The sequence below is a fragment of the Leptolyngbya sp. 7M genome, from assembly GCF_018128485.1.
The window spans coordinates 670,969-690,992 of sequence record NZ_CP070897.1 but is presented as its reverse complement, the minus strand read 5'-3'; the positions used below and the strand labels follow the sequence as shown (position 1 = coordinate 690,992).

The window sequence follows — 20,024 nt, the reverse complement described above, 5'->3', positions numbered from 1 at the left end:
CATTAGTGATTCGCGGAGAGGTGCGAGAGTGGTTGAATCGGACGGTCTCGAAAATCGTTGTGCCCTAACGGGTACCGTGGGTTCGAATCCCACCCTCTCCGCCATTTCAACTTCGGATCTGGGATATTGGATTTCGGATTTGTCTTGATCTGGTTCGCGCCTGTTCGATAGCCGACCCAACTTCACCTCTTTCCGGAATTCTCTGCAAGACCCATTTTCGAGCTTCAATAACATAATTCGGAGGAGAGAAGTATGCCTTTGAGCAAAAGGTTAGCGGCCGAGTTCATTGGAACTCTCTGGTTAGTTTTGGGCGGATGCGGAAGTGCCGTTTTGGCAACCGCATATCCCGGACTTGGGATAGGATTTGCCGGTGTATCATTGGCGTTCGGTTTGACGGTTCTGACCGGGGCATATGCTCTCGGGCATATTTCCGGCGGACATTTCAATCCGGCAGTAACAATAGGTCTTGTCGCTGGAAAACGTTTTCCTGCCAATGAGATATTGCCTTACGTTGCTGCGCAGGTGTTGGGGGCTCTTGCGGGTGCCGGTATTCTCTTTTTGATCGCATCAGGAAAAGTTGGCTTTAGCGTCGCATCGGGTTTCGCAGCTAATGGGTACGGTAATTCCCCCGGCTCTCCGGGAAATTATGCTGTTCATTCGGCATTTATAGCCGAGGTTGCGATGACATTCTTCTTCCTCGTCGTGATCCTTGGTGCAACTCATCGTCTGGCTCCAAAGGGCTTTGCTCCGATCGCTATCGGGCTTTGCCTCACACTTATTCATCTGATCACCATCCCGGTTACTAACACATCGGTTAACCCGGCAAGAAGCACAGGTCCAGCCGTGGTTGTCGCACTACAAGGCGGCAGTTGGGCAGTAATGGAACTGTGGCTATTCTGGGTAGCTCCCATACTTGGCGCGGCACTCGCGGGCTTCTTTTTCCTTTGGCTTTCGGGTGAGGAGGAAACTTCCGTGGCCAGCTCCAAACCCCAAGTATCAGATGCAGAGAATGATTGATTGTCATCATTCACTGATAATTTAGACGGAGGCCGAATGTTTGTCGCATTTGGCCTCCACATGCCCGAATCGTCCGCAAAATGCTGGTCTTTCGCCCGTCTTTTTGATTTTGGAGCAAACCCATATGCCTAGATCACACGAAAAGCTTATAACCACAATTATCACCGTTTCTCTTTTGCTTGCCGTCTCGCTAGGGTGTGGACGGATCACGGAAAAATTGAAAGAACAGGCAGAGAAGATCGAAAAAGAGGGAGAACCGGGTATCTCAAACGTCTCTCGACGGAACACAGCCGGTGGCGAGGACGAGGGCTTGATAGAAAAAACCAACCTTTACATCTCAAAATGCGTTAACCAGTATTCGAACTCCATAATGAACAGCTACCGCCGTTATACTTCATGGCTTTCCGACCCAAAAACAGGGCCAACCGGTAATGAGCGTCTCGTTTATGGGCTTTACGAGGTACGCGGTGATGGCACGGATTGTGAAACTGCCATTAAACAAGCGGCAGAGATCGAGCCTAAGATGGAAACTGTCGAACAGACCGCGGAGAAATACGTTGCTGCTCTGAAAGAAGCTGCAAAACAGGTAAAGGCGATCTATCCTTACTACAACCAGAACGATTATAAGGACGACAAATTTGAAAAGGGCAAAGCCGCTCATGGGCCATTGATGGCAGCATTCGCTGCTTTTGAAACGGCAAATAAGGACTTCACATTAGAGGTCGATAAGCTCGAGGATGAGGTTGCGAACCGTCGGCTCGAACAATACCGGGACGACGCCACCAAGAAATTTGCTTTTACGGTTACCGATTTCGGGATAAAGGCAAAAAAGGCGATGGTTTACGTCTCTCGAAATCCTTATAAAGAACTTTCGGCGGACACCCTCCAAACGCATGCGGATGAAATAGAAAAAGCAATAACAGCAATGAAAGATGCGGTTTCGGACAATGCGCTTGCGGGCACCTATATGTCCAACGCGGATAAATATCTTAAGGCCGTGAAAGATCTTATGCGGCGTGTTCGCGATAACAAGCCGTTCAGCTCGATGGATCAGCGTTGGCTTGGGACGGGCTCGGGTTGGATGGTCGAAGGTTCACCGGACAAGGTAGTACATGAATATAATTCTCTTGTTCGCTCGCGCAGTTTTCTTAGGCTGTAGTTTTTGGTAGTCTTATCGTTCGGCGTGGAAAGGTGCAGGAGTGGTTGAACTGGCAGCACTGGAAATGCTGTGTACCTCAAAAGGGTACCGTGGGTTCGAATCCCACCCTTTCCGCCATCAAGGTTTCACAAACATTCATATCCGTTAGATTGCGTGCCGATGCCTAACCTTGGCACGCTTTTCTGCTCTTTTCGCAATGGCGACGCTCTGCGTTCCGCCACCCCATCTGACTTAAACAGTTTTCCGCCGTTATGCTAGAATTCCGTTTTATCTATCTATAACTTATGGCAACTGAGATAAAGGAAGCGAGAACGACCGCCGAGGCAAAGAAACGACGTTGGGAGCACGAAACGCTCGCCAAAGCGATCGAGAGAACACCGGAGCGAAAATCTTCTTTTGAAGGCGTTTCACTTGTTCCGGTCGAACGCCTCTACACTGAGGCTGACACCGAAGGCATTGAGGTCGGTTTTCCAGGTGAGTATCCGTACAAGCGCGGCATTCATCCCACCGGCTACCGCGGCAAGCTTTGGACTATGCGTCAATTCGCCGGTTTCTCGTCACCGGAGGAAACTAATCGACGCTTTAAATATCTGATGTCGCAGGGCCAGACAGGCCTCTCGGTGGCATATGACCTTCCGGCGCTGATGGGGCTCGACGCCGATTCGCCTTTGTCTGAGGGCGAAGTTGGTAAGTGCGGGGTCGCCGTTTCTTCGCTTGCCGATTTCGAAGTGCTTTTTGATGGCATCCCGCTTGAGGACGTTACCGTCTCGCAAACGATCAACGCACCGGCGCCTATCTTCCTCGCGATGTACCTGGTCGTCGCGGAAAAGCAAAAAGCCGATTTCAAGAAGATCTCCGGCACGCTCCAGAACGACATTCTGAAGGAATACATCGCCCAGAAAGAATGGATATATCCGATCAAGCCGGCGATGAAGCTCGTGATCGACACATTCGAATACTGTTCAAAGAATGTCCCGAAATACAACCCGATCTCCGTTTCTGGATATCACATCCGTGAAGCAGGAGCCACTGCATTGCAGGAATTGGCATTCACACTCCGTGACGGCGTCGAATATGTTCAATATGGCGTGGACCGCGGTTTGGATGTTGATGAATTCGTTCCGCGCATCTCTTTCTTTTTCAATGCACACAATGATTTCTTCGAGGAGATCGCGAAATATCGTGCAGCACGCGTCGTCTGGGCAAAGACGATGAAAGAACGCTTCGGTGCAAAGAATCCGCGTACGATGCAGCTTCGCTTCCACACGCAGACCGCAGGTGTGTCGCTAACGGTCCAGCAGCCGCTTAATAACATCGCCCGGGTCGCAATTCAGGCTCTAGCAGGCGTGCTCGGAGGAACGCAGTCTCTTCATACCGATTCCTACGACGAGGCTCTTGCCCTGCCGACCGACGAAGCCGCTCTTATCGCTCTCCGCACCCAGCAGATCATCGCCGAAGAGACCGGCGTCGTTAACACTGTCGATCCGCTCGGCGGCAGCTATTACCTGGAATCATTAACGGAAAAGATGATCGAAGGCTGCTTTGATTATTTCGAAAAGATCGATGGTTTTGGCGGTATGGTCGAAGCGGTCGAGGCCGGCTTCCCTCAGCGCGAGATACAGGAATCGGCCTACCAGTATCAAAAGGCTGTCGAGCGCGGCGAGCAATCCATAGTTGGAGTGAACAAATACGTGATGGAAGACGAACCTACAAAGGTAGATATCCTCCAGATCGATGAGACCGTCCGCGACCACCAGCTCCTCCGATTAGAACACGTAAAGTCCATCCGAGATAATGGAGCCGTCGAAAACTCGCTCGAACGCCTCAAGAAGGCCGCCGAAAATAATGAGAACACGATGCCCGCAATCATAGACGCCGTAGCTGCCTATGCGACGGTCGAAGAGATCTGCGTTGCCCTCCGCGACGTTTACGGCATCTACGAAGAACCGGCATTTTAGATTAAGTTGTGCCGTGTGAAGACCCAGAACTGTTGAATCCGGTCATTCACTGCTTCGCCCGATGTTATTCGTGCAAGCATTTGATCAGAATTGAAACTGATGCCAATGACGAACTCGATCTGTCCGAGCGAAAGTGTCCCCACTGTGGGTAATCATAGAAGAGTATCAGATACGCGATACTTTGGCTTACGAGTTCTGGCACACTGCTTCTATAACATCGGCAAATAAACTGCAGAATTTAGATCTAGCAGTTATTCCATACATCCCCGTCGGACTATTGATGTTGGCAACAGGTTTTCCCGTCTGGTTTCGAATTCTAGTGCTATTACCCTACTTTATTCCATTAACAATAATGGTCCGATGGCTTTATAAATACTGGTACACGATCCGTTTTACAGATGACGAATACTTAGATGCGGCAACCGCCATAAGAAAATCATTATATCTTTGGTCTGCCGCGACTGCTTTGAACTGGGTCCTGCTTTTATATAGCCCGACATTCCTACTCTACTGGTGATTTGGCTACAATCTCAATTTCGATAACTCGCGACAGCGGATTTCTCCATTTTAGTTCTGTATCTTTTTTAAAGGGGAGGTCATTTCTACTAATCGGCGCATTTGGTGGCCCGTTTTAAAAGCTCCTCTCTCGAAATCTTACCGAATCTCTTAAGGTGAATCATGAAATCACTTTCTACGTTTCTCAAATCAGCTATTGCGTCTTCATTCCTTCCTAGTTCTACTCTTGCTAAAGATCGAAAGAAATATGCCGTGTCGCTGAGCAGGTTTGAGTCTCTATCCAAGTCGATTGCAACAGTTACGTCGGTCTCGCCCCCAACGAAATCACCGCTCTCAATCTTCCACCATCCTCTAAAAAAGTAATAAGTAGAATTCATTGGATTCAATCTGATCGCTTCAGAAATATCGCTAATCGCATTTTCAAACTCATTCGAACGCGAGTAAAGGTACGCTCTCTTTCGATATCCTTCGAAGGATTCAGGGTTGTCTGAGATGAACTGTTCGCAGATCGTCAACGCCGAATCGAAATTCTTGCTTTCAATGAGATCTTTATAGATTTCCAGAAATTCTTTTTCTTTCACAATTTCCTGATTATTTATACAGCGTTTCCTCCGCAACGCGCGCTCACGCGACCGCGAGCGCAATCCTTAGGGTTGGTATAATTGCCTGTGCCACCCCGCTGATCCGGTTTTCCCATATTTTCAAAACACCATTCGTAAGCATCGGCCCATTCTTGAGCACAACCCTTTCTATCTGGTGTAGGCACAGGGATTCCATCGGAGCGTTCATAAGGAATTGTCCACGTAATCGGTTTTGGCTTTGGATAACACGCACTTATTGGTGGAACCGGAGGCCGAATTACATCGGGCGAGACCCACGGACGCGAAAAGGGGTTCGAAGGATGTCTGGCGATAGTTTCGCCGGCGTCCCAGGCACCATAGATCAAAGCCCCGCTCGCAATCGCAAGACCTAGAGGCGGCACAATGGCGCCGCCAGCCACGCCGCCTGCCGCGACATAAGGCCAATATGCGGCGGCTGCATTCAATCCAAACGGATCTTTATAGCCAATTGGCGTGTTCCATGCGTATCCGTAAAGGTTAATATCACCACCCGCGAAGCCGATCGGGTCTTTGGAGATGAAGCGGCCAAGTTTCGGATCGTACCAACGGGCGCGGTTGTATTGCAGTCCTGTAAACGAATCGAATTCTCTGCCCGTGAATTGGTATCGCGTCGGGAAGCTTGTGTTCGTCGCGTTCCCGAAGGCATCTTAGGCTGTCGATGCTGTCAAAGAACCGTTTGAATCTGCGAGTCCGTTGGTTGACCCTAGATGATCCGACAAAAAGTATTTTACATCGGTTCCGCTGCGAACCTATGTTGAAAAGCAAAAACTTTACGGGCCTACGCATCAACTATCCATTCAAATTCATCGTTAAAATCGGGAAGCAATCATCGCAAATCCAATGATAACTGTCCTCTGTCGAATAACCTCGTTGAAGGCTATCGCCATCTAAATCTACGGAGAACTTTCTTCCACAAAACTCACAATGATCGGATCGTTCACGCAGCTCACCCGCGGTGGCGGCACGCTCGCCATCGCCGATATCAGCCGCGACGGCCAGACCATCATCGGCACATCGTCAACCGCGAATCGTCCGAATGAGCTTTTCGCGGCGAACGCTAATTTCGCATCGGTTCGCTCGATCACCGACCACAGCGCATGGATCCGCGACTACGCACTCGGCGATACGGAGATCGTCCGATGGAAGAGCAAGGACGGAATGGAGATCGAAGGCATTCTCACAAAGCCCGTCGGTTATACGAGCGGCAAGGTACCGTTCCTTGTTAACCCGCACGGCGGTCCAACGGCGGCCTCGCTGAACAGTTTCAACGGTCTTGTTCAGGTGCTCGTGGCTAATGGTTTCGCGGTTCTGCAGCCGAATTTCCGGGGTTCTACGGGACGCGGACTGGCATTCGCCCAGGCGAACAAGAATACGTGGGGCAAAGGCGATTACGAAGATTGCATGACGGGTGTCGATCATCTGATCGCACGCGGCCTCGCCGATCCCGACAAACTGGGAGCTCTCGGCTGGTCCTACGGCGGCTATATGACTTTCTGGATGTTGACGCAAACCGACCGTTTCAAAGCTGTCAGCCCGGGTGCAGGACTAACAAACATATATTCAATGTATTCGCAGAACGATATTCAGCGGTATTTGCGTTGGTTCTATGATGACAAATCGCCATGGGATGCGACCGAATTGTATTGGGACCGCTCGCCGATGAAATACATCAAGAACGTCAAGACGCCTACGATGATAATGCACGGGCAGAACGACACGCGAGTGCCGATCGCACAGGCGCAGGAATTTTATATGGCGTTAAAAGAGATGAACGTGCCGGTGGAATTTGTCGTGTATCCGCGTGCCGGACACGGCATAACTGAACCGAGGCATTCTGTTGACCGCGTTAGACGGTATGTTAGATTTTTTGCGAAATATCTCGACACGCCGGTCCTAACCGAACCGGCGGTCAAGTAGAGTAGAGTTATTGGACAGGATCAATGGTCGATGCCTTCGAGGTATTCTTCGTACTCGGTCGCTGACATCATACCGTCGGCATCGCCCGGATTTTCCATCTTTAATTTGACCATCCAGCCCGCACCATAAGTGTCACTGTTTACGGCCTCCGGCGTATCATTTAGCCCTTCGTTAACTTCGACCACCTCACCAGCGAGCGGTGTAAAGATCTCAGAAACCGCCTTTACCGACTCAACCGAACCAAACGCTTCGTGCGCTGCAAACTTATCGCCAACTCGGGGAAAATCAACATACACAACGTCGCCGAGCGATGATTGAGCATAATCCGTGATGCCGATCGTTGCGACATCGCCTTCGACAAGGACCCATTCATGATCCTTGCTATATCGTAAATTCTCAGGAATGTTTGACATATTTTTAAGGTCTAAAATCTTATTCGATAGCGATTACCCCAAAAGACCGCATTGTTCTCATCCCGACAGTTCGGAACATTTTCCTTACTTCATTACCAAGGCCGCTTCCGCATTTCGAGCATTCTTAAACCATTTCCCCCATAGGAACAAGCTTATATCGACCTTTTATAGAAAGGCGTAGGCACTGTCTTTGCTTTTACTTTCTTCCCTCTGATATCGATACTTATCTCTTGTCCTTCAATTGCATACTCGGTCGGCACAAATGCCAAGCCAATATTCTTTTTCAAGAACGGTGCGGGCGACCCGGATGTGACCCTGCCCACCTTCTCGCCATTGATGAAAACATCGTAATCATCGCGGGCGATGCCAGGTTCGGTCATTTCGAACCCAACGATCTTTTTCGCTATGCCATTCTCTTTCAAAGCAACGAGAGCTGAACGCCCCACAAAATCACTTTCTTTATTCAACTTCGTGATCCAGCCAAGATTGGCTTCAAGCGGCGTGATATCATCGCCCAGTTCGTGTCCGTAAAGCGACATCGCAGCCTCAAGCCGAAGGGTATTACGTGCGGCCAATCCACATGGCATAATACCGGCTTCATTTCCGGTCGTCATCAACTTATTCCACAGTTGTTCGGCCTTATCTGCCGCAGCATAAACCTCGAAGCCGTCTTCTCCAGTATACCCAGTGCGCGAGATGATCGCTTCAACCCCATCAACCTCTCCGGTGACAAACCAATAATACTTGATCTCAGAAAGAACTGTGTCGGTCAGCTTTTGAAGTATTGTCTCTGCGTGGGGCCCTTGGATCGCGATTTGACAATAGTCCGCTGAGGCGTTGCGAATATGAACATCTTCGTGTTCGGAATGTCGCGAGCTTATCCAATCCCAGTCCTTGTTAGTCGTGCCCGCGTTTACGACAAGCAACAGCTTCTCCGGTCCGAAGCGATAGACCAATAGGTCATCCACCACGCCGCCACGCTCATTTGTCATACAAGAGTAATGAGCCTGCCCGTCGGCAAGTTTAGAGACATCATTCGTCGTGATCCTGTCCACGAACCTAATGGCATCCGGCCCTTCGACCCAGATCTCGCCCATGTGCGAAACGTCAAAAAGCCCGGCACGCGTCCGCGTTGCCATATGCTCTTCAATCACCCCGGCGGTATATTGAACCGGCATATCCCAGCCGCCAAAATCAATCATTTTACCGCCAAGTTCGCGATGAGCCGCATTTAGGGGGGTCTTCTTAAGATCTTCTAAAGACATAAAGTTTAATCGTAAATCAGCGGCTGGAGTTCCGCAATCCGACAGCAGTTTCTTCAATAAAATTATTTCGCCTTGGTTGAGGATTGACCAATGCAGGGATACGATAAAGATAAACATGGATAGTAGCAAAGATTTGATGAGCCAAGACGATGTTCATGCATTCGGTATCGAGATAGTCTTTAAGCAGCTCGAAAAGGATGGATGGCATATCGAATCGGCCGACGTGTTCGCAAACAAGACTGAGTCACCGCAGATTATCGCTAGCAAAGATAATGAACGGGCATTTTTCGTGGTACGAACTGCGATCTATCCCGATCGAGGACGTTTCGAAGAAGGGCAGCAGGCTTTTGACCATCTAGTGAATCTGGCACGAGCGAATTGTGCAAACTGCTATTTTGCAAGTGTTGGTATTGCCAATGCAGAAGCGACAGTGGAGGAAGAAATGTCTGTCGCCGTAAAAGGGGCTCCGTTCAATGTTGTATTCGATGGGCTAATAAAAATGGAACTGCCACCCGCCGAGCGGAACGGCAGTTCCTGACCAGCCTTCTTATTTGACTAAGCCTTCCGCCCGAATATGAAACGAACGATCAATAGCAAAAGGATCGCTCCGATGATTGACATCGTCCAGCTTGCAACATAATTCTCATCCCCTGCACGCCAAAGCGATCGCGCTATGGTTCCGCCGACAAACGCTCCTCCAATGCCGAGAAGTGCGGTCAAAAGCCATCCGAGCGGGCCTTCAGGAAAATTCTCCTTTCCGGGCAGAAGAAATCTGGCAAGGATACCCACAATAAGTCCACCGATAAGTTGTCCGATCATAGCAAAACTTAAAACCTCACTTTCGTTGAATTTCTACAGAACGTGTAGCCAATTTTTACTACAGATGAATGCTTTTAGCAAGATTTTTGCATTCCATAATTCTACTAGACGACAATCTGGTGTCCTATTTTGATACACATTGCGATCCAAAACGCCCAAGGAACAACGTGTTAGGTCGAATTTTAGGGACCTATCATTTTGGCACAATCGTTGCTACATCGAAGGTGCAGTTATTAAATATCGGTATTTTCAAGGAGGAGAAAATGGAAGAAGGAAAAAGTGTTGCAAGTAATTTTATATGGGCGTTAGCAATGGTGATCATTGTTGGAATGTTGGCGGCTGCCCTGTATTATGGCGGCATTTTTGGCGGGACCAAGAAACATGACATAGACGTCGAAATAAAGGTTCCCAGCGCGACAAATAATTAAATTACGCTCAATTCCCTCCCACAACGAGCGGGCCGTCGGATAATATTTGCGGCCCGTATTCTTGTGAAAATTTGATGACCTTCCGGCTGGCTGGATCAATTATCGTCGCTGATCTTATGGCGTTTGATCATCCCATATAACCGTGGCCTGTAAACTCCCAGCAAGTTCGCAGCTGCTTGTTTGTTCCATTTTGTGCGCTTGAGTGCCGCCTTTACTATCGCTTCCTCGATCGCGTCAAAAACATCGCGAGCCGTTTCGCCATCTTCACTTTCGTTAAGACTTCCGACTATCATCCGTCCAACTTCATCAAACACATCCGCACCAGAATATGCACTTGGCATCGGAGGAGAAACTGCCTCTTTTGTCGAACCGAAAGATACGGGTGATACGGTGGTGGATGCAGATCGAACTGCCGCCAAGGCCGCAACATCGACCATTGCGATCGGCTCTCCCTCACCTTGGGGAATATTAAGGTTTTCGATCCTGTCGTCCCTGCAAAGTAATACCGCTCTTTCGATCACGTTTTGAAGTTCTCGCACATTTCCGCGCCAATTGTAGTTAAGCATCTGGTCGTAGCCACTTTGGGCAAATTCGATACCCTGCTTGTTGTACTTATCTGCATACATCTCAAGAAAATGTTCTGCAAGCATGGGAATGTCTTCCATACGCTCACGCAGCGGTGGAATTCTTATTTCAATGGTGTTTATTCGGTAATAGAGGTCTTCGCGGAGATTTCCCTCTTTTATAGCCTCAAAAGGATCGCGATTCGTCGCGGAGATCAGCCTGAAATCCGCTTCCTGCGGCTTATCACTTCCGACACGATAGTAGGTCTTTTCCTGAAGAACCCTTAGAAGCTTTGGTTGGACATCCATGGGCATCTCACCGATCTCGTCCAACATAATGCTCCCATTATGGGCCTGCCGGATAAAACCTTCCTTATCCGCGTGTGCGCCTGTGAATGATCCCTTTACATGTCCAAAAAGCTGCGATTCTACGAGGTCTTTTGGGAGTGCGGAACAATTTACTTTTACAAAAGGACGTTCAGAGCGATGGCTTTTATAGTGTATCGCATTCGCAATGACTTCCTTCCCTGTCCCGGATTCTCCTAATATGAGGATGTTCGCATCTGATTCCGCAACGCTTTCGATTATCGCATAGATGTTCTGCATAGCTCGGCTTCCGCCGATGATGCCCTGGTACGAAGTGGGGCTCGTCAGCCTTCCGCGCAATTCCCGGATCTCTGCTGTAGAACGCTTTCTCTCGACTGCCTTCTGGGCAAGTTCGAGAAGTTCTTCTTCCTCATAAGGTTTTTCAAGGTACCAAAATGCTCCGGCCTTGGTTGCTTCGATCGCCTTATCTTTGGACTTATCACCCGTGATCATTATGATCTCGGTCTCAGGTGCTATCTCTCGCGCCCGCTTTATCAGACCAATACCGCTAATGTCAGGAAGGTGAAGATCGGTGAGGATCACATCAAAATCATTCTGGCTGATCAGGTCTAGTCCGTCGTTACCCGATTCAGCGGTAGTTACCTCATAACCTACGGATTTTAACTGGAACTCGAGCAACTGAAGCGACGCCCGATCGTCATCGATGGCTAAAACTCTAAATTTCATATATTTGAGTGGCTTGGGTAAGTCATTGTATCAAAATCGAACGGTACTTATCCAATTGTGCGGGAAAAACCTTTCGGCACGAGATTCGCGATATGATTCGAATAGTTGTTAGCTGTAACGAAGTTAGATATGAGGTGCGTGAAGCATGAGCAGAAATGATATTCTTTATATTAATTTTAAGTAGAACATGGGCATACCTGCAGTAATATGACCTCAATGAAGATAGATAAGCCCTCGCCAGAGCCTTTTCATAGGTTCTCCTTTGAAGCAATTTCTGCTCTATTCGATCTTTATGGAGTGATCAGCACCGAAGGAAAGATCATATCTATCGGCGGTCGTTTGTATGAAAATGCCGGATCAGATCCGCAGCTCCTTGTAGGACAAAGGCTATCGGAAACCGTGCATTGGCACGCTTCAGAATTCACTCCGAACATCCTGGAACGAGCTCTACGTGAATGCAGAAGCAATGGAAATGCTCGGGTAAGGATCGACTTCCGGTTAAGTGCTGACGAAAAACGGCCTGTTGAGTTATTTCTTTCTAAGTCGGGAAAAAAGAGCGGTGAGATATTGATCCTGATCGGCGGCAAAGAGGTCGATGCTGAGACAATCGGTTTGCAGAATGGTTCGACCTCAACGGATCAGATCATTTTGGCTGCGGATAATGCGGATATCGGATTGTGGACTTGGGATATCGGCGCAGGAAAGGTGATTTCCACGCCGTCATGTAACGAGCTTTTTGAGGTCTCGCCTTACGAAGAACTGACGATCGAAAAATGTCTGGCGGTGATCCATCCGGATGACAGAACCAGGATCGAAGGATTCTTCGAATCTGCAAGCCGCAGATCAATGTCGTACGCTGAGGAATTTCGCGTCGTGTATAGCTCAGGCGAGGTCGAATGGCTATGTGTCCAAGGAAGTTCTGATATATCTCCGAACGGAGAAGGCGGCACAATGACCGGGGCTGTGCGAAAGATAACCGAGCAAAAAGCTGCGGCCGCCGAGCTGGCTCGTGCTAATAAAGCCGCCAAAAAAGCACGTGATGAGGCGATCCAGGCAAATAAAGCAAAAGATTTCTTTATCGCCTTTGTATCGCATGAGATACGTTCGTCATTGAATGCGATCATAGGATGGTCAAAGATACTCCTTACTCGCGAGGTTGATGCCGAAACGCGGCAGAATGCGCTTGAGACTATAGAGCGGAGCGCCCGAACACAAACAAAGCTGATCAATGATCTTGTAGATTCCGCCCGCGTCGCATCGGGCAAGCTCAGGCTAGAGTACAGACCGATCGATATATTTGATGTTGTGCGCGGCGTTGTCGAAAGTCATCGCCCTGCGATCGAGTCTGCCAACATCGACTATAGATTCAACAGCAATGTAGGAGAACTGGCGATAGTCGGCGATGCGGCACGGCTTCAGCAAGTATTTGGAAATCTTATTTCCAATGCCCTGAAATTTACACCGCCCGGCGGCTGGATCGAGGTCTCGCTTAAGGCAGGAGCGGAGGCGGTTACGATCGATGTTGCGGATAGCGGAGCCGGAATTGCCGCAGAAACACTGCCAACAATATTCAATCAATTCTCCCAAGCTGACACCGACGGATTTTCGGCAAATTCGGGTTTAGGGCTAGGATTGTCGATAGTAAAGATCCTTACTGAGCGACACGGCGGACACGTCCGTGCAGAAAGCCGCGGCATCGGAAAAGGCTCGAAATTCTCCGTTACGCTGCCGATCACCACTACCTCACCCCTCCCTCACGATTCTAATCCTAATATTCGGCTCGATCGTATGTCCTCATTGAAGCCCCTTGAAGGAGTTAAGATCTTGATCGTAGAAGACAATTATGATTCGCGCGAAGTTCTCCAGATGTTCTTGGAGAAGAACGGTGCAAACGTTATCTCTACCGAATCGGCTAAAAGCGCATTTCGAGAGCTGGAAAGATCGATTGAAAAGCTGCCTGACGTATTAATATCAGACCTTGCAATGCCCGATGAGGATGGTTATTCGTTGATAACCCGGATAAGAGACCTTCCGGAAGAGCGTGGCGGCAAGATCCCGGCAATAGCTTTAAGTGCGTTTGCAAATGAAGAGAGTCGTAGAAAAGCTTTCAAATCTGGCTTCGACCGTTACGCAACGAAACCATTTGATCACGATATTTTGATCGAACTCATATTGAAGGCCCTTCAAAAAGCAGAAAATAAAGAAGCCGGTGCATAACAGCAACCGGCCTTTGATCCTAACGAAGTCTCCGACCAGTTCAACTGCGCGCTAGGTTTTCGATGTTCCTGCGATAGGAAGAAGTTTAACATTTGAGAATTCTGCGGTTATCTCATCAGCAGTGTTTACACCGATCAATCCGACACGAACGGTCTCAGGGTAAGCAGAATCAAATTCCCCAACTTCTTTCCATTCACTTTCTTCATTTAGTCGCCAGAAAGCAATGAATTTCTTGCCCATTCGGACTATCTTCAGGTCAACCTCATCGGCATCGGTCTCTGCTCTATCGGGAGTTGATATCGGAATATATTCATCCCCTTTTCGACTATCGAGACGAATACCGGAACCACTGCCACCAGTGCCGCCCATGCAGCGCTCGAGTCGCAGATAATTCTTCGCATCGTGGAATATCAAAAGCCCCGCGCCTTGATAATCGCTCTTTGGGTCGAACTTTACGCGAGCCTCGATCTCAAAATTACCAGAGACCGCTTTTACCAGATGCGGTGCGCCGTAATTGTCTGCGTAAAGATCTTTCCCTCCGGGAATTGTTAGTTTGAATTTACCATCGGACATTGAGTACGGTGATGGTTTTTCTTTTGCGTCATTATCAACAAACGTCCAGCCGTCCGGTAGGGACGCTCCCTCAAAAGTTACCGGGGTTTCCTTTTCGATACGTTCGCCTATGCTCGTCGAAGAATTCGTATTGGTCGAATTTGAAGGCTCCGAAGCTTTCGTGTTCGAAGGAGGTTCGGTGTTTACCAATTTGGCCGTTTCAGTTCCTGCGCCACTGCAGGCACTCGCGAGTAAGCAAAAAATTATAAGAAAAAAGTATTTCGTCATTTCCTCTCCTAAATTTATTGAAATCTTGCTTCTATGACCTCACCATTTCGTTTTCCATAACGGGCGGTCAATTGAGGATAGGTTTCATGGACCGATTCGAGGTCATCAAGATCAAGCAGCAATTCCGTCTCACGAATGGAGGTTACCGAACCTTCTATCTCCATGTAAAGTCCGAACGGCAATTCATCAACAACGATCTCCACTGACCGGTAACTCCATTTCCGCCGCCGCTTCTCATAAATAAGAACCGGTACGAATCCTAGCTCAGTAACTATCTTTTGCATCGCTGCCGGGTCTTCAACCTCGGTCTCTTCTTCAGCCTGCTTTTTAATGTCGCCGTCGCCCGCGAGCCTCTTCTTATAGGTTAGGAGCGCCCGTTCGCGAATCTTTCTAAGTCTAAGAACAGCGTTTTTCTCAGAGAGCGTGGAACCGCTATAGATGATGTTCTCCTCTTCGTCTTCCCCGATGTATCGAGCTCCGGCTTCATCCAGCGCAGCGATCACACTCTCTGCCTGTTTTTCGGTTAGTCTGTATTTTTTCTCTACTTCTATAGGCAAACTAAGTCTCCTAACAGCTGTCATTAAACTGGTCAGCTAGACAGCATCTAAGCTTGTCGTATCCACTTAAATACTTCCGGTATGGTTGCTCGTTTTCCATACATCAGCATCCCGACACGGTAAACTCTAGCAGTTAGCCAAACAAGTCCAGCAATGGCCGCAGCGTTTACAAAAAGTGAGAGAAGTATCTGCCAAGCCGGTGGCGTTTCAGCAAGAATTCGGACAGGCATCGTTATCGGAGCAAGGAACGGGGCGATCGAGACCCAAAATGACAAAAAGGAATTGGGATCCCGGATAACAGCAAAGCTAAAATAGAAACCCGCCAACATTATCATTATCGGTGGAAATGCAAACTGGCCACCTTCCTGAAGGCTTGTTACCATCGATCCGACAAGTGCAAAAATTGCCGCATAGGTAAAAAAACCGACGAGAAAAAAGAGCATAAAATACACGACCATCAATGGCGTGATCTGCGGGACAGAGGACAAGAATGGAGCGAGATCTGAACTTGTAGCAGCGACGCCTATCAGCACGGCGACTGTCAAGACCCAGATTCCTAACTGAGTCAGCCCGGCCAATCCGACACCGACCAATTTACCAAGCATCAGTTCGAACGGACGAGCAGATGAAAACAGTATCTCGGCGATACGCGTTTCTTTTTCTTCCACCACGGCACCCATTATCGCCTGACCGTATATCGCGAGCGTGATATAGATCATCAGCCCGATGATGAATGAGGCGATCATCACACCATCTGTGTCTTTCTCCGCTCCGGTCTCATCCAGTCCTTTGTTGTCTAGATTTACCCTGCGGGAAAGTTCATCCAACTTTTGCTCGCTTATGTTCTCACCGGCCAGCCTTACCGACCGGACCGCAGAATTCAGTGCCTCCTGAAACATTCCGCCGGCAACAAAATCCCCGCCTTTTCGTGAACGATACTCAAAAACCGCGTTCGGATCATTAATGTTCTCGGGGACGATTAGATAGGCATCGATCTCACCGGCAGATACACGTGAGATCAGGAAACGACGCAATTCTTCGCCGCTTTTGTCGGTCGTATCCAGATCAATGAAACGATAAGCGCTTTGCATCATCTCCGCCGAGCGCCTCAATTGCTCATCCTGAGAGGCAGTTATGTTACCGATGCTCTCTCCGGCCTGTTGGCGAACCCGTTCGGAGAACTTCTCTGTAGAAAGGTTCTGCTTCAAACGCTCTGAGACCTGTCCATTCCGATCAACTATAGCTATTCGCGTCGGCTCGGAATTCAGCGAAAATATGAGCATCGGTATAAAGGTAAAGATCAGAGCAAGTGCCGGAAGCATAAGCGTTCCGATGAGAAATGACCATTTCAAGACGATCTTCTTGTATTCATGCCTGACAACGGCTAAAAACTTACGCATCCTTCACCTTTTCGATAAAAATATCATTCAAGCTTGGCTCAGTTCTCTCAAATTTTGAGATGATTACGCCAGACTCGACCATTCGTTTAAGCAGGTCCTGAGGATCAACACCATCAGTCAAATGAAGTTCTTGCTCGTCCGCGTGCTCAACAACACGGCTTATGAGTGACTGATCCCGTATGATGGCTTCGGCATTCGAACCACGAAACGCGATCAAATTTTCACCGTAACTTTCCTTCACATCCCGAAGACTTCCGCCTAGAACCTTTCGCGACTTATTGATCAGAAGAATATCGCTGCAAAGCTTCTCCGCGGTGGACATCAAATGTGTTGAAAAGATTATAGTTTTTTCAGCCGAGCGATATTCAGCGATAACGTCCATCAAGAATTCAACGTTTACCGGATCCAGACCTGAGAAAGGTTCATCAAGGATCAACACATCCGGATCGTGCAGGACCGTCGCGATAAACTGGATCTTTTGCTGCATTCCTTTTGAAAGATCCGTAGTTTTCTTCTTTTTCCATTGGGAAAGCTGCATTCGGCCGAGCCAATGATCGATACGTTTCTCGATCTCACCAGACGGCACATCCTTCAGGGCCGCGAAATAACGAAGCTGATCGACAACGCGCATCTTTTTGTAGAGACCGCGCTCCTCAGGCAGATAGCCGATGCGGCTTTGCAATTTATGAGACACTCGTTCGCCGTGAAGTGTTATGGTTCCTTCGTCCGGGAACGTGATACCGACTATCATTCGGATCGTAGTCGTTTTCCCGGCTCCGTTCGGCCCGAGAAAACCAAAAACACGTCCCGCCCGAACATCGAAACTCAGGTCCTCAACTGCGGTGAAATCTCCGAAGCGCTTTGTTACATTTCTTACCTGGAGTGTTATATTCTCGTCGGACATAGACTATGGGTATTTAGGTTAACATATTGGCCTCTCTGAACTTAACTAACGAAAATGCAGATCTTTGTTTATAGAAACGGTTCACAGGCGGTGGAGGAAGGTTTCTCGATCGATGAACTTCCAGATCTTTTGGCTGATAAAAGCAACGTTGTTTGGGTCGATATCCTTGGCGATACACCCGAGCGTGTAGAAGAAGCCAGGTATGTTCTGACCAACATCTTTAGGTTCCACCCGCTGACTATCGAAGATTGTATCGAGGAGCGAAATCAACCAAAAGTTGAGCCGTTTCCGGACCATATTTACTTTATCGTCCACGGCATTAAGAGTGGTGAAACCCGGCCAGAGAATTTTGTTACAAAAGAGCTTGACGGTTATCTTGGTGATAACTACGTTGTAACGTTCCACAATGAACGCTTTCGAAGTATAAAAGCGGTAAAACAGCAATTACGTGCCTCGCCGTTCGCTTGCCAACGAGGTGCGGCATATCTGCTTCACCAGATCTTGGACAACATCGTCGATCAGTATATGCCGGTCGTCGATGATTTCGATATCTCGATCTCAGAATTAGAGGATGAGGTCTTCAAGATACGTTCCGCCAATTATCGCGTGCTTGAAGACATAATGAACCTAAGGCGGAGCGTTGCACGGCTCCGCAGGATCTCTGCAAGACAACGCGAAGTGCTTTACAGGATCTCACATGGAGAGTTTCAGCAGATTCCGCCGGAGGTATTGCCGTTCTATCGCGACGTGCACGATCATCTCCTCCGCGTAACGGACGTCGCCGAAAGCTATCGTGATCTTGTAAGCGGGCTCTCTGAGATACATCTTGCAATGGTCGCAAACAAGACCAATGATGTAATGAAAACACTCGCCGTTGTATCGGCGATAATCTTACCGTTATCGCTGATTGCCGGAATTTACGGTATGAATTTTGAGCATATGCCTGAATTACAATGGCCGTGGGCGTATTTCGGAACGCTTGGACTGATGGTAACCATCGCGATCATCCTGCTATATATTTTTTGGAGAAAAGGTTGGATCTTCCAGAAAAATGAATCTTCCGGCGAAGCGGACGACGACATCCATCGTTCACAATCGCTCGATTAAACGTTGTATTTGAAGGTCACCAAAACCATAGACCCCGGCACGTTTCTGAAACTCAGAAAAAACCGAATCGAGATCTCTATTCCCTTCCGCCATGATCTGCTCAACAACCTCCGAAGGCCGAGTGCTGAGCTCGGCGGCAGCCTCGGTTGCTTCGCGAAGGAAAGGATATGTTTCCGAACGATAACTGCCAAGCGACCTGAGTTTCTCGTTATCGTCTTCGCGAAAGGCGTTCCATAACCTTCCACCGGTCTCAATATCAGTTTGCGAGAATTTAATTCGCCCCTCGAAACAGGCATTCAGGTCTTTAGCAGTATATCCTCCGAAACCCTTCCAGACATCGTCCGGACTGGCATTGAGCGGCGTGACACGGAAAACATTTGTATGCGTCTTTAGCAGATCAAGACAAAACCACATATTCACCTGACAGAACAGCTCATATTCGAACCAAAGATATACTTCATCGTCTGGTGCTAATTGCATAAGGCGCTCAAGTTCATATGCAATGTTTTCGCGATACTCTATGGGATCGCCGCCGTATTCGATCTCGATAAAATTTGCCCGAACATCCCAAAATTCCTCAAGAGATGTTGCTTCCAGATCACCACAAACAAGGGATTCACGAAAGACCACAACTTCGCCTTCAATGCCAGTTCTTTTGAATTCGTCAACGAGCGAATCGCCTGGTAGGACATGAATGATCATGATAAAAATCCTGTTGCGTAAATAATTGAAAGACAGATACCAGCATACACCCCAGCCACGATATCATCTGCGCAGATCCCGAGCCCACCCGGCAATATTTGAAGATCATTGATCGGATAAGGCTTCCAAATATCAAAAAAGCGAAAAAGGAGAAATCCGACTAGGATCAATGGCCATCCAACTCCGAATGGGACAAAGGCAAAAACTATAAGTTGCCCCATTACTTCGTCCACCACAGCTTGGGAGGGGTCTGTGCTTCCCAAAATATCGATCGTCCTGTTAGACGCCCAGATCCCAAGGAGGATAAACAAGAAAAGGGTGACGGCTATGACGGCCCAAACTGTCGCTTGAGACAAACCTACGAAAAAGCCGAGTTCGTTATTGCGGACAGAAGATACCAAGTCCCCAATACCAACATATATCAGGACCGCCACGGCAGAGCCCCACGTTCCCGGAGCGATCGGGAAATAACCAACGCCAAACGTGGTAAGCGCAATCGACAAATGATCAACTATCCCTTTAGGTTTTCGGCGTTCTATTGACTTCTTCATTGAAGACGTACGTGGCGG

Annotated in this window: 20 protein-coding genes, 2 tRNA genes and 1 pseudogene; 10 read left to right on the top strand and 13 right to left on the bottom strand. The window is 48.5% G+C overall.

What is annotated here, in order from left to right; translation table 11 throughout:
* The first annotated feature begins 14 nt into the window (after nucleotides 1-14).
* From JVX88_RS03295 to JVX88_RS03275, 5 genes are all read left to right on the top strand, one after another.
* A tRNA-Ser gene (locus JVX88_RS03295) sits at nucleotides 15-104 on the top strand.
* A 148-nt stretch (nucleotides 105-252) separates the two neighbouring features.
* Nucleotides 253-1,017: an aquaporin Z gene (gene aqpZ, locus JVX88_RS03290; protein WP_211625718.1), complete on the top strand. Its 765-nt coding sequence runs from the start codon at nucleotides 253-255 to the stop codon at nucleotides 1,015-1,017.
* 124 nt (nucleotides 1,018-1,141) lie between these two features.
* Nucleotides 1,142-2,176: a YiiG family protein gene (locus JVX88_RS03285; RefSeq protein WP_211625716.1), complete on the top strand. Its 1,035-nt coding sequence runs from the start codon at nucleotides 1,142-1,144 to the stop codon at nucleotides 2,174-2,176.
* A gap of 26 nt (nucleotides 2,177-2,202) precedes the next feature.
* Nucleotides 2,203-2,293: transfer RNA gene (locus tag JVX88_RS03280), tRNA-Ser, on the top strand.
* 167 nt (nucleotides 2,294-2,460) lie between these two features.
* Nucleotides 2,461-4,134, top strand: a complete 1,674-nt coding sequence (locus JVX88_RS03275; RefSeq protein WP_211625714.1) for a methylmalonyl-CoA mutase — start codon at nucleotides 2,461-2,463, stop codon at nucleotides 4,132-4,134.
* Between the two features lie 605 nt (nucleotides 4,135-4,739).
* On the opposite strand, the gene JVX88_RS03270 is transcribed toward JVX88_RS03275, so the two are convergent.
* The 3 genes and pseudogenes from JVX88_RS03270 to JVX88_RS43855 all read right to left on the bottom strand — a co-directional run.
* Nucleotides 4,740-5,231, bottom strand: coding sequence for a tetratricopeptide repeat protein (locus JVX88_RS03270; RefSeq protein ID WP_211625712.1), 492 nt, complete (start codon nucleotides 5,229-5,231; stop codon nucleotides 4,740-4,742).
* Nucleotides 5,232-5,245: 14 nt separating this feature from the next.
* Nucleotides 5,246-5,695 carry a hypothetical protein gene (locus JVX88_RS03265; protein WP_263975466.1) on the bottom strand — a complete coding sequence of 150 codons (450 nt, stop codon included), beginning with the start codon at nucleotides 5,693-5,695 and terminating at the stop codon, nucleotides 5,246-5,248.
* 57 nt (nucleotides 5,696-5,752) lie between these two features.
* Nucleotides 5,753-5,857, bottom strand: a pseudogene (locus JVX88_RS43855) (RHS repeat-associated core domain-containing protein); the annotation flags it as partial.
* Between the two features lie 337 nt (nucleotides 5,858-6,194).
* Between JVX88_RS43855 and JVX88_RS03260 the strand changes: the two are divergent.
* On the top strand, nucleotides 6,195-7,187 hold the full coding sequence (locus JVX88_RS03260) for an alpha/beta hydrolase family protein (RefSeq protein WP_211625710.1): 993 nt from the start codon (nucleotides 6,195-6,197) through the stop codon (nucleotides 7,185-7,187).
* Nucleotides 7,188-7,207: 20 nt separating this feature from the next.
* On the opposite strand, the gene gcvH is transcribed toward JVX88_RS03260, so the two are convergent.
* Together gcvH and gcvT are read right to left on the bottom strand one after the other, a co-directional pair.
* Nucleotides 7,208-7,600, bottom strand: coding sequence for a glycine cleavage system protein GcvH (gene gcvH, locus JVX88_RS03255; RefSeq protein WP_211625709.1), 393 nt, complete (start codon nucleotides 7,598-7,600; stop codon nucleotides 7,208-7,210).
* Between the two features lie 152 nt (nucleotides 7,601-7,752).
* Nucleotides 7,753-8,865 carry a glycine cleavage system aminomethyltransferase GcvT gene (gene gcvT / locus JVX88_RS03250; protein ID WP_211625707.1) on the bottom strand — a complete coding sequence of 371 codons (1,113 nt, stop codon included), beginning with the start codon at nucleotides 8,863-8,865 and terminating at the stop codon, nucleotides 7,753-7,755.
* A 115-nt stretch (nucleotides 8,866-8,980) separates the two neighbouring features.
* On the opposite strand from gcvT, the gene JVX88_RS03245 reads away from it, so the two are divergent.
* The gene (locus JVX88_RS03245) at nucleotides 8,981-9,403 is read left to right on the top strand and encodes a hypothetical protein (protein WP_211625706.1); all 423 of its coding nucleotides are present in this window, start codon (nucleotides 8,981-8,983) and stop codon (nucleotides 9,401-9,403) included.
* 17 nt (nucleotides 9,404-9,420) lie between these two features.
* Here JVX88_RS03245 and JVX88_RS03240 read toward each other — a convergent pair whose 3' ends face one another.
* Nucleotides 9,421-9,684 carry a GlsB/YeaQ/YmgE family stress response membrane protein gene (locus JVX88_RS03240; protein WP_211625705.1) on the bottom strand — a complete coding sequence of 88 codons (264 nt, stop codon included), beginning with the start codon at nucleotides 9,682-9,684 and terminating at the stop codon, nucleotides 9,421-9,423.
* 119 nt (nucleotides 9,685-9,803) lie between these two features.
* Between JVX88_RS03240 and JVX88_RS03235 the strand changes: the two genes are divergently transcribed.
* A complete protein-coding gene (locus JVX88_RS03235) occupies nucleotides 9,804-10,112 on the top strand; it encodes a hypothetical protein (protein ID WP_211625704.1) in 309 nt (102 codons plus the stop codon).
* A gap of 95 nt (nucleotides 10,113-10,207) precedes the next feature.
* On the opposite strand, the gene JVX88_RS03230 is transcribed toward JVX88_RS03235, so the two are convergent.
* Nucleotides 10,208-11,728, bottom strand: a complete 1,521-nt coding sequence (locus JVX88_RS03230) for a sigma-54-dependent transcriptional regulator (RefSeq protein ID WP_211625703.1) — start codon at nucleotides 11,726-11,728, stop codon at nucleotides 10,208-10,210.
* Nucleotides 11,729-11,944: 216 nt separating this feature from the next.
* On the opposite strand from JVX88_RS03230, the gene JVX88_RS03225 reads away from it, so the two are divergent.
* The gene (locus JVX88_RS03225) at nucleotides 11,945-13,945 is read left to right on the top strand and encodes an ATP-binding protein (protein ID WP_211625702.1); all 2,001 of its coding nucleotides are present in this window, start codon (nucleotides 11,945-11,947) and stop codon (nucleotides 13,943-13,945) included.
* A gap of 51 nt (nucleotides 13,946-13,996) precedes the next feature.
* Here JVX88_RS03225 and JVX88_RS03220 read toward each other — a convergent pair whose 3' ends face one another.
* The 4 genes from JVX88_RS03220 to JVX88_RS03205 are packed head-to-tail and all read right to left on the bottom strand — an operon-like array spanning nucleotide 13,997 to nucleotide 17,646.
* On the bottom strand, nucleotides 13,997-14,785 hold the full coding sequence (locus tag JVX88_RS03220) for a DUF1349 domain-containing protein (protein WP_211625700.1): 789 nt from the start codon (nucleotides 14,783-14,785) through the stop codon (nucleotides 13,997-13,999).
* A 14-nt stretch (nucleotides 14,786-14,799) separates the two neighbouring features.
* A complete protein-coding gene (gene cyaB / locus JVX88_RS03215) occupies nucleotides 14,800-15,342 on the bottom strand; it encodes a class IV adenylate cyclase (RefSeq protein ID WP_211625698.1) in 543 nt (180 codons plus the stop codon).
* Nucleotides 15,343-15,389: 47 nt separating this feature from the next.
* A complete protein-coding gene (locus JVX88_RS03210; protein ID WP_211625696.1) occupies nucleotides 15,390-16,742 on the bottom strand; it encodes an ABC transporter permease in 1,353 nt (450 codons plus the stop codon).
* Nucleotides 16,735-17,646: an ABC transporter ATP-binding protein gene (locus tag JVX88_RS03205; RefSeq protein ID WP_211625694.1), complete on the bottom strand. Its 912-nt coding sequence runs from the start codon at nucleotides 17,644-17,646 to the stop codon at nucleotides 16,735-16,737. The genes JVX88_RS03210 and JVX88_RS03205 overlap by 8 nt, the downstream gene beginning before the upstream one ends.
* Nucleotides 17,647-17,700: 54 nt before the next feature.
* Here JVX88_RS03205 and corA point away from each other — a divergent pair, with 54 nt between their 5' ends.
* Nucleotides 17,701-18,753, top strand: coding sequence for a magnesium/cobalt transporter CorA (gene corA, locus JVX88_RS03200; RefSeq protein ID WP_211625691.1), 1,053 nt, complete (start codon nucleotides 17,701-17,703; stop codon nucleotides 18,751-18,753).
* Here corA and JVX88_RS03195 read toward each other — a convergent pair.
* Both JVX88_RS03195 and JVX88_RS03190 read right to left on the bottom strand, forming a co-directional pair.
* Nucleotides 18,736-19,455 carry a DUF1835 domain-containing protein gene (locus tag JVX88_RS03195; protein ID WP_211625689.1) on the bottom strand — a complete coding sequence of 240 codons (720 nt, stop codon included), beginning with the start codon at nucleotides 19,453-19,455 and terminating at the stop codon, nucleotides 18,736-18,738. The genes corA and JVX88_RS03195 overlap by 18 nt on opposite strands.
* Nucleotides 19,452-20,006 carry a phosphatidylglycerophosphatase A gene (locus JVX88_RS03190; protein WP_211625687.1) on the bottom strand — a complete coding sequence of 185 codons (555 nt, stop codon included), beginning with the start codon at nucleotides 20,004-20,006 and terminating at the stop codon, nucleotides 19,452-19,454. Before JVX88_RS03190 ends, JVX88_RS03195 begins: the two co-directional genes overlap by 4 nt.
* Nucleotides 20,007-20,024 lie beyond the last annotated feature (18 nt).

Excerpts from the sequence above, each read along its gene's own strand:
- aqpZ (WP_211625718.1), top strand. The coding sequence starts at position 253 with ATGCCTTTGAGCAAAAGGTTAGCGGCCGAGTTCATTGGAACTCTCTGG.
- JVX88_RS03285 (WP_211625716.1), top strand. The coding sequence starts at position 1,142 with ATGCCTAGATCACACGAAAAGCTTATAACCACAATTATCACCGTTTCT.
- JVX88_RS03275 (WP_211625714.1), top strand. The coding sequence starts at position 2,461 with ATGGCAACTGAGATAAAGGAAGCGAGAACGACCGCCGAGGCAAAGAAA.
- JVX88_RS03260 (WP_211625710.1), top strand. The coding sequence starts at position 6,195 with ATGATCGGATCGTTCACGCAGCTCACCCGCGGTGGCGGCACGCTCGCC.
- gcvH (WP_211625709.1), bottom strand. The coding sequence starts at position 7,600 with ATGTCAAACATTCCTGAGAATTTACGATATAGCAAGGATCATGAATGG.
- gcvT (WP_211625707.1), bottom strand. The coding sequence starts at position 8,865 with ATGTCTTTAGAAGATCTTAAGAAGACCCCCCTAAATGCGGCTCATCGC.
- JVX88_RS03245 (WP_211625706.1), top strand. The coding sequence starts at position 8,981 with ATGGATAGTAGCAAAGATTTGATGAGCCAAGACGATGTTCATGCATTC.
- JVX88_RS03240 (WP_211625705.1), bottom strand. The coding sequence starts at position 9,684 with ATGATCGGACAACTTATCGGTGGACTTATTGTGGGTATCCTTGCCAGA.
- JVX88_RS03230 (WP_211625703.1), bottom strand. The coding sequence starts at position 11,728 with ATGAAATTTAGAGTTTTAGCCATCGATGACGATCGGGCGTCGCTTCAG.
- JVX88_RS03225 (WP_211625702.1), top strand. The coding sequence starts at position 11,945 with ATGAAGATAGATAAGCCCTCGCCAGAGCCTTTTCATAGGTTCTCCTTT.
- JVX88_RS03220 (WP_211625700.1), bottom strand. The coding sequence starts at position 14,785 with ATGACGAAATACTTTTTTCTTATAATTTTTTGCTTACTCGCGAGTGCC.
- JVX88_RS03210 (WP_211625696.1), bottom strand. The coding sequence starts at position 16,742 with ATGCGTAAGTTTTTAGCCGTTGTCAGGCATGAATACAAGAAGATCGTC.
- JVX88_RS03205 (WP_211625694.1), bottom strand. The coding sequence starts at position 17,646 with ATGTCCGACGAGAATATAACACTCCAGGTAAGAAATGTAACAAAGCGC.
- corA (WP_211625691.1), top strand. The coding sequence starts at position 17,701 with ATGCAGATCTTTGTTTATAGAAACGGTTCACAGGCGGTGGAGGAAGGT.
- JVX88_RS03195 (WP_211625689.1), bottom strand. The coding sequence starts at position 19,455 with ATGATCATTCATGTCCTACCAGGCGATTCGCTCGTTGACGAATTCAAA.
- JVX88_RS03190 (WP_211625687.1), bottom strand. The coding sequence starts at position 20,006 with ATGAAGAAGTCAATAGAACGCCGAAAACCTAAAGGGATAGTTGATCAT.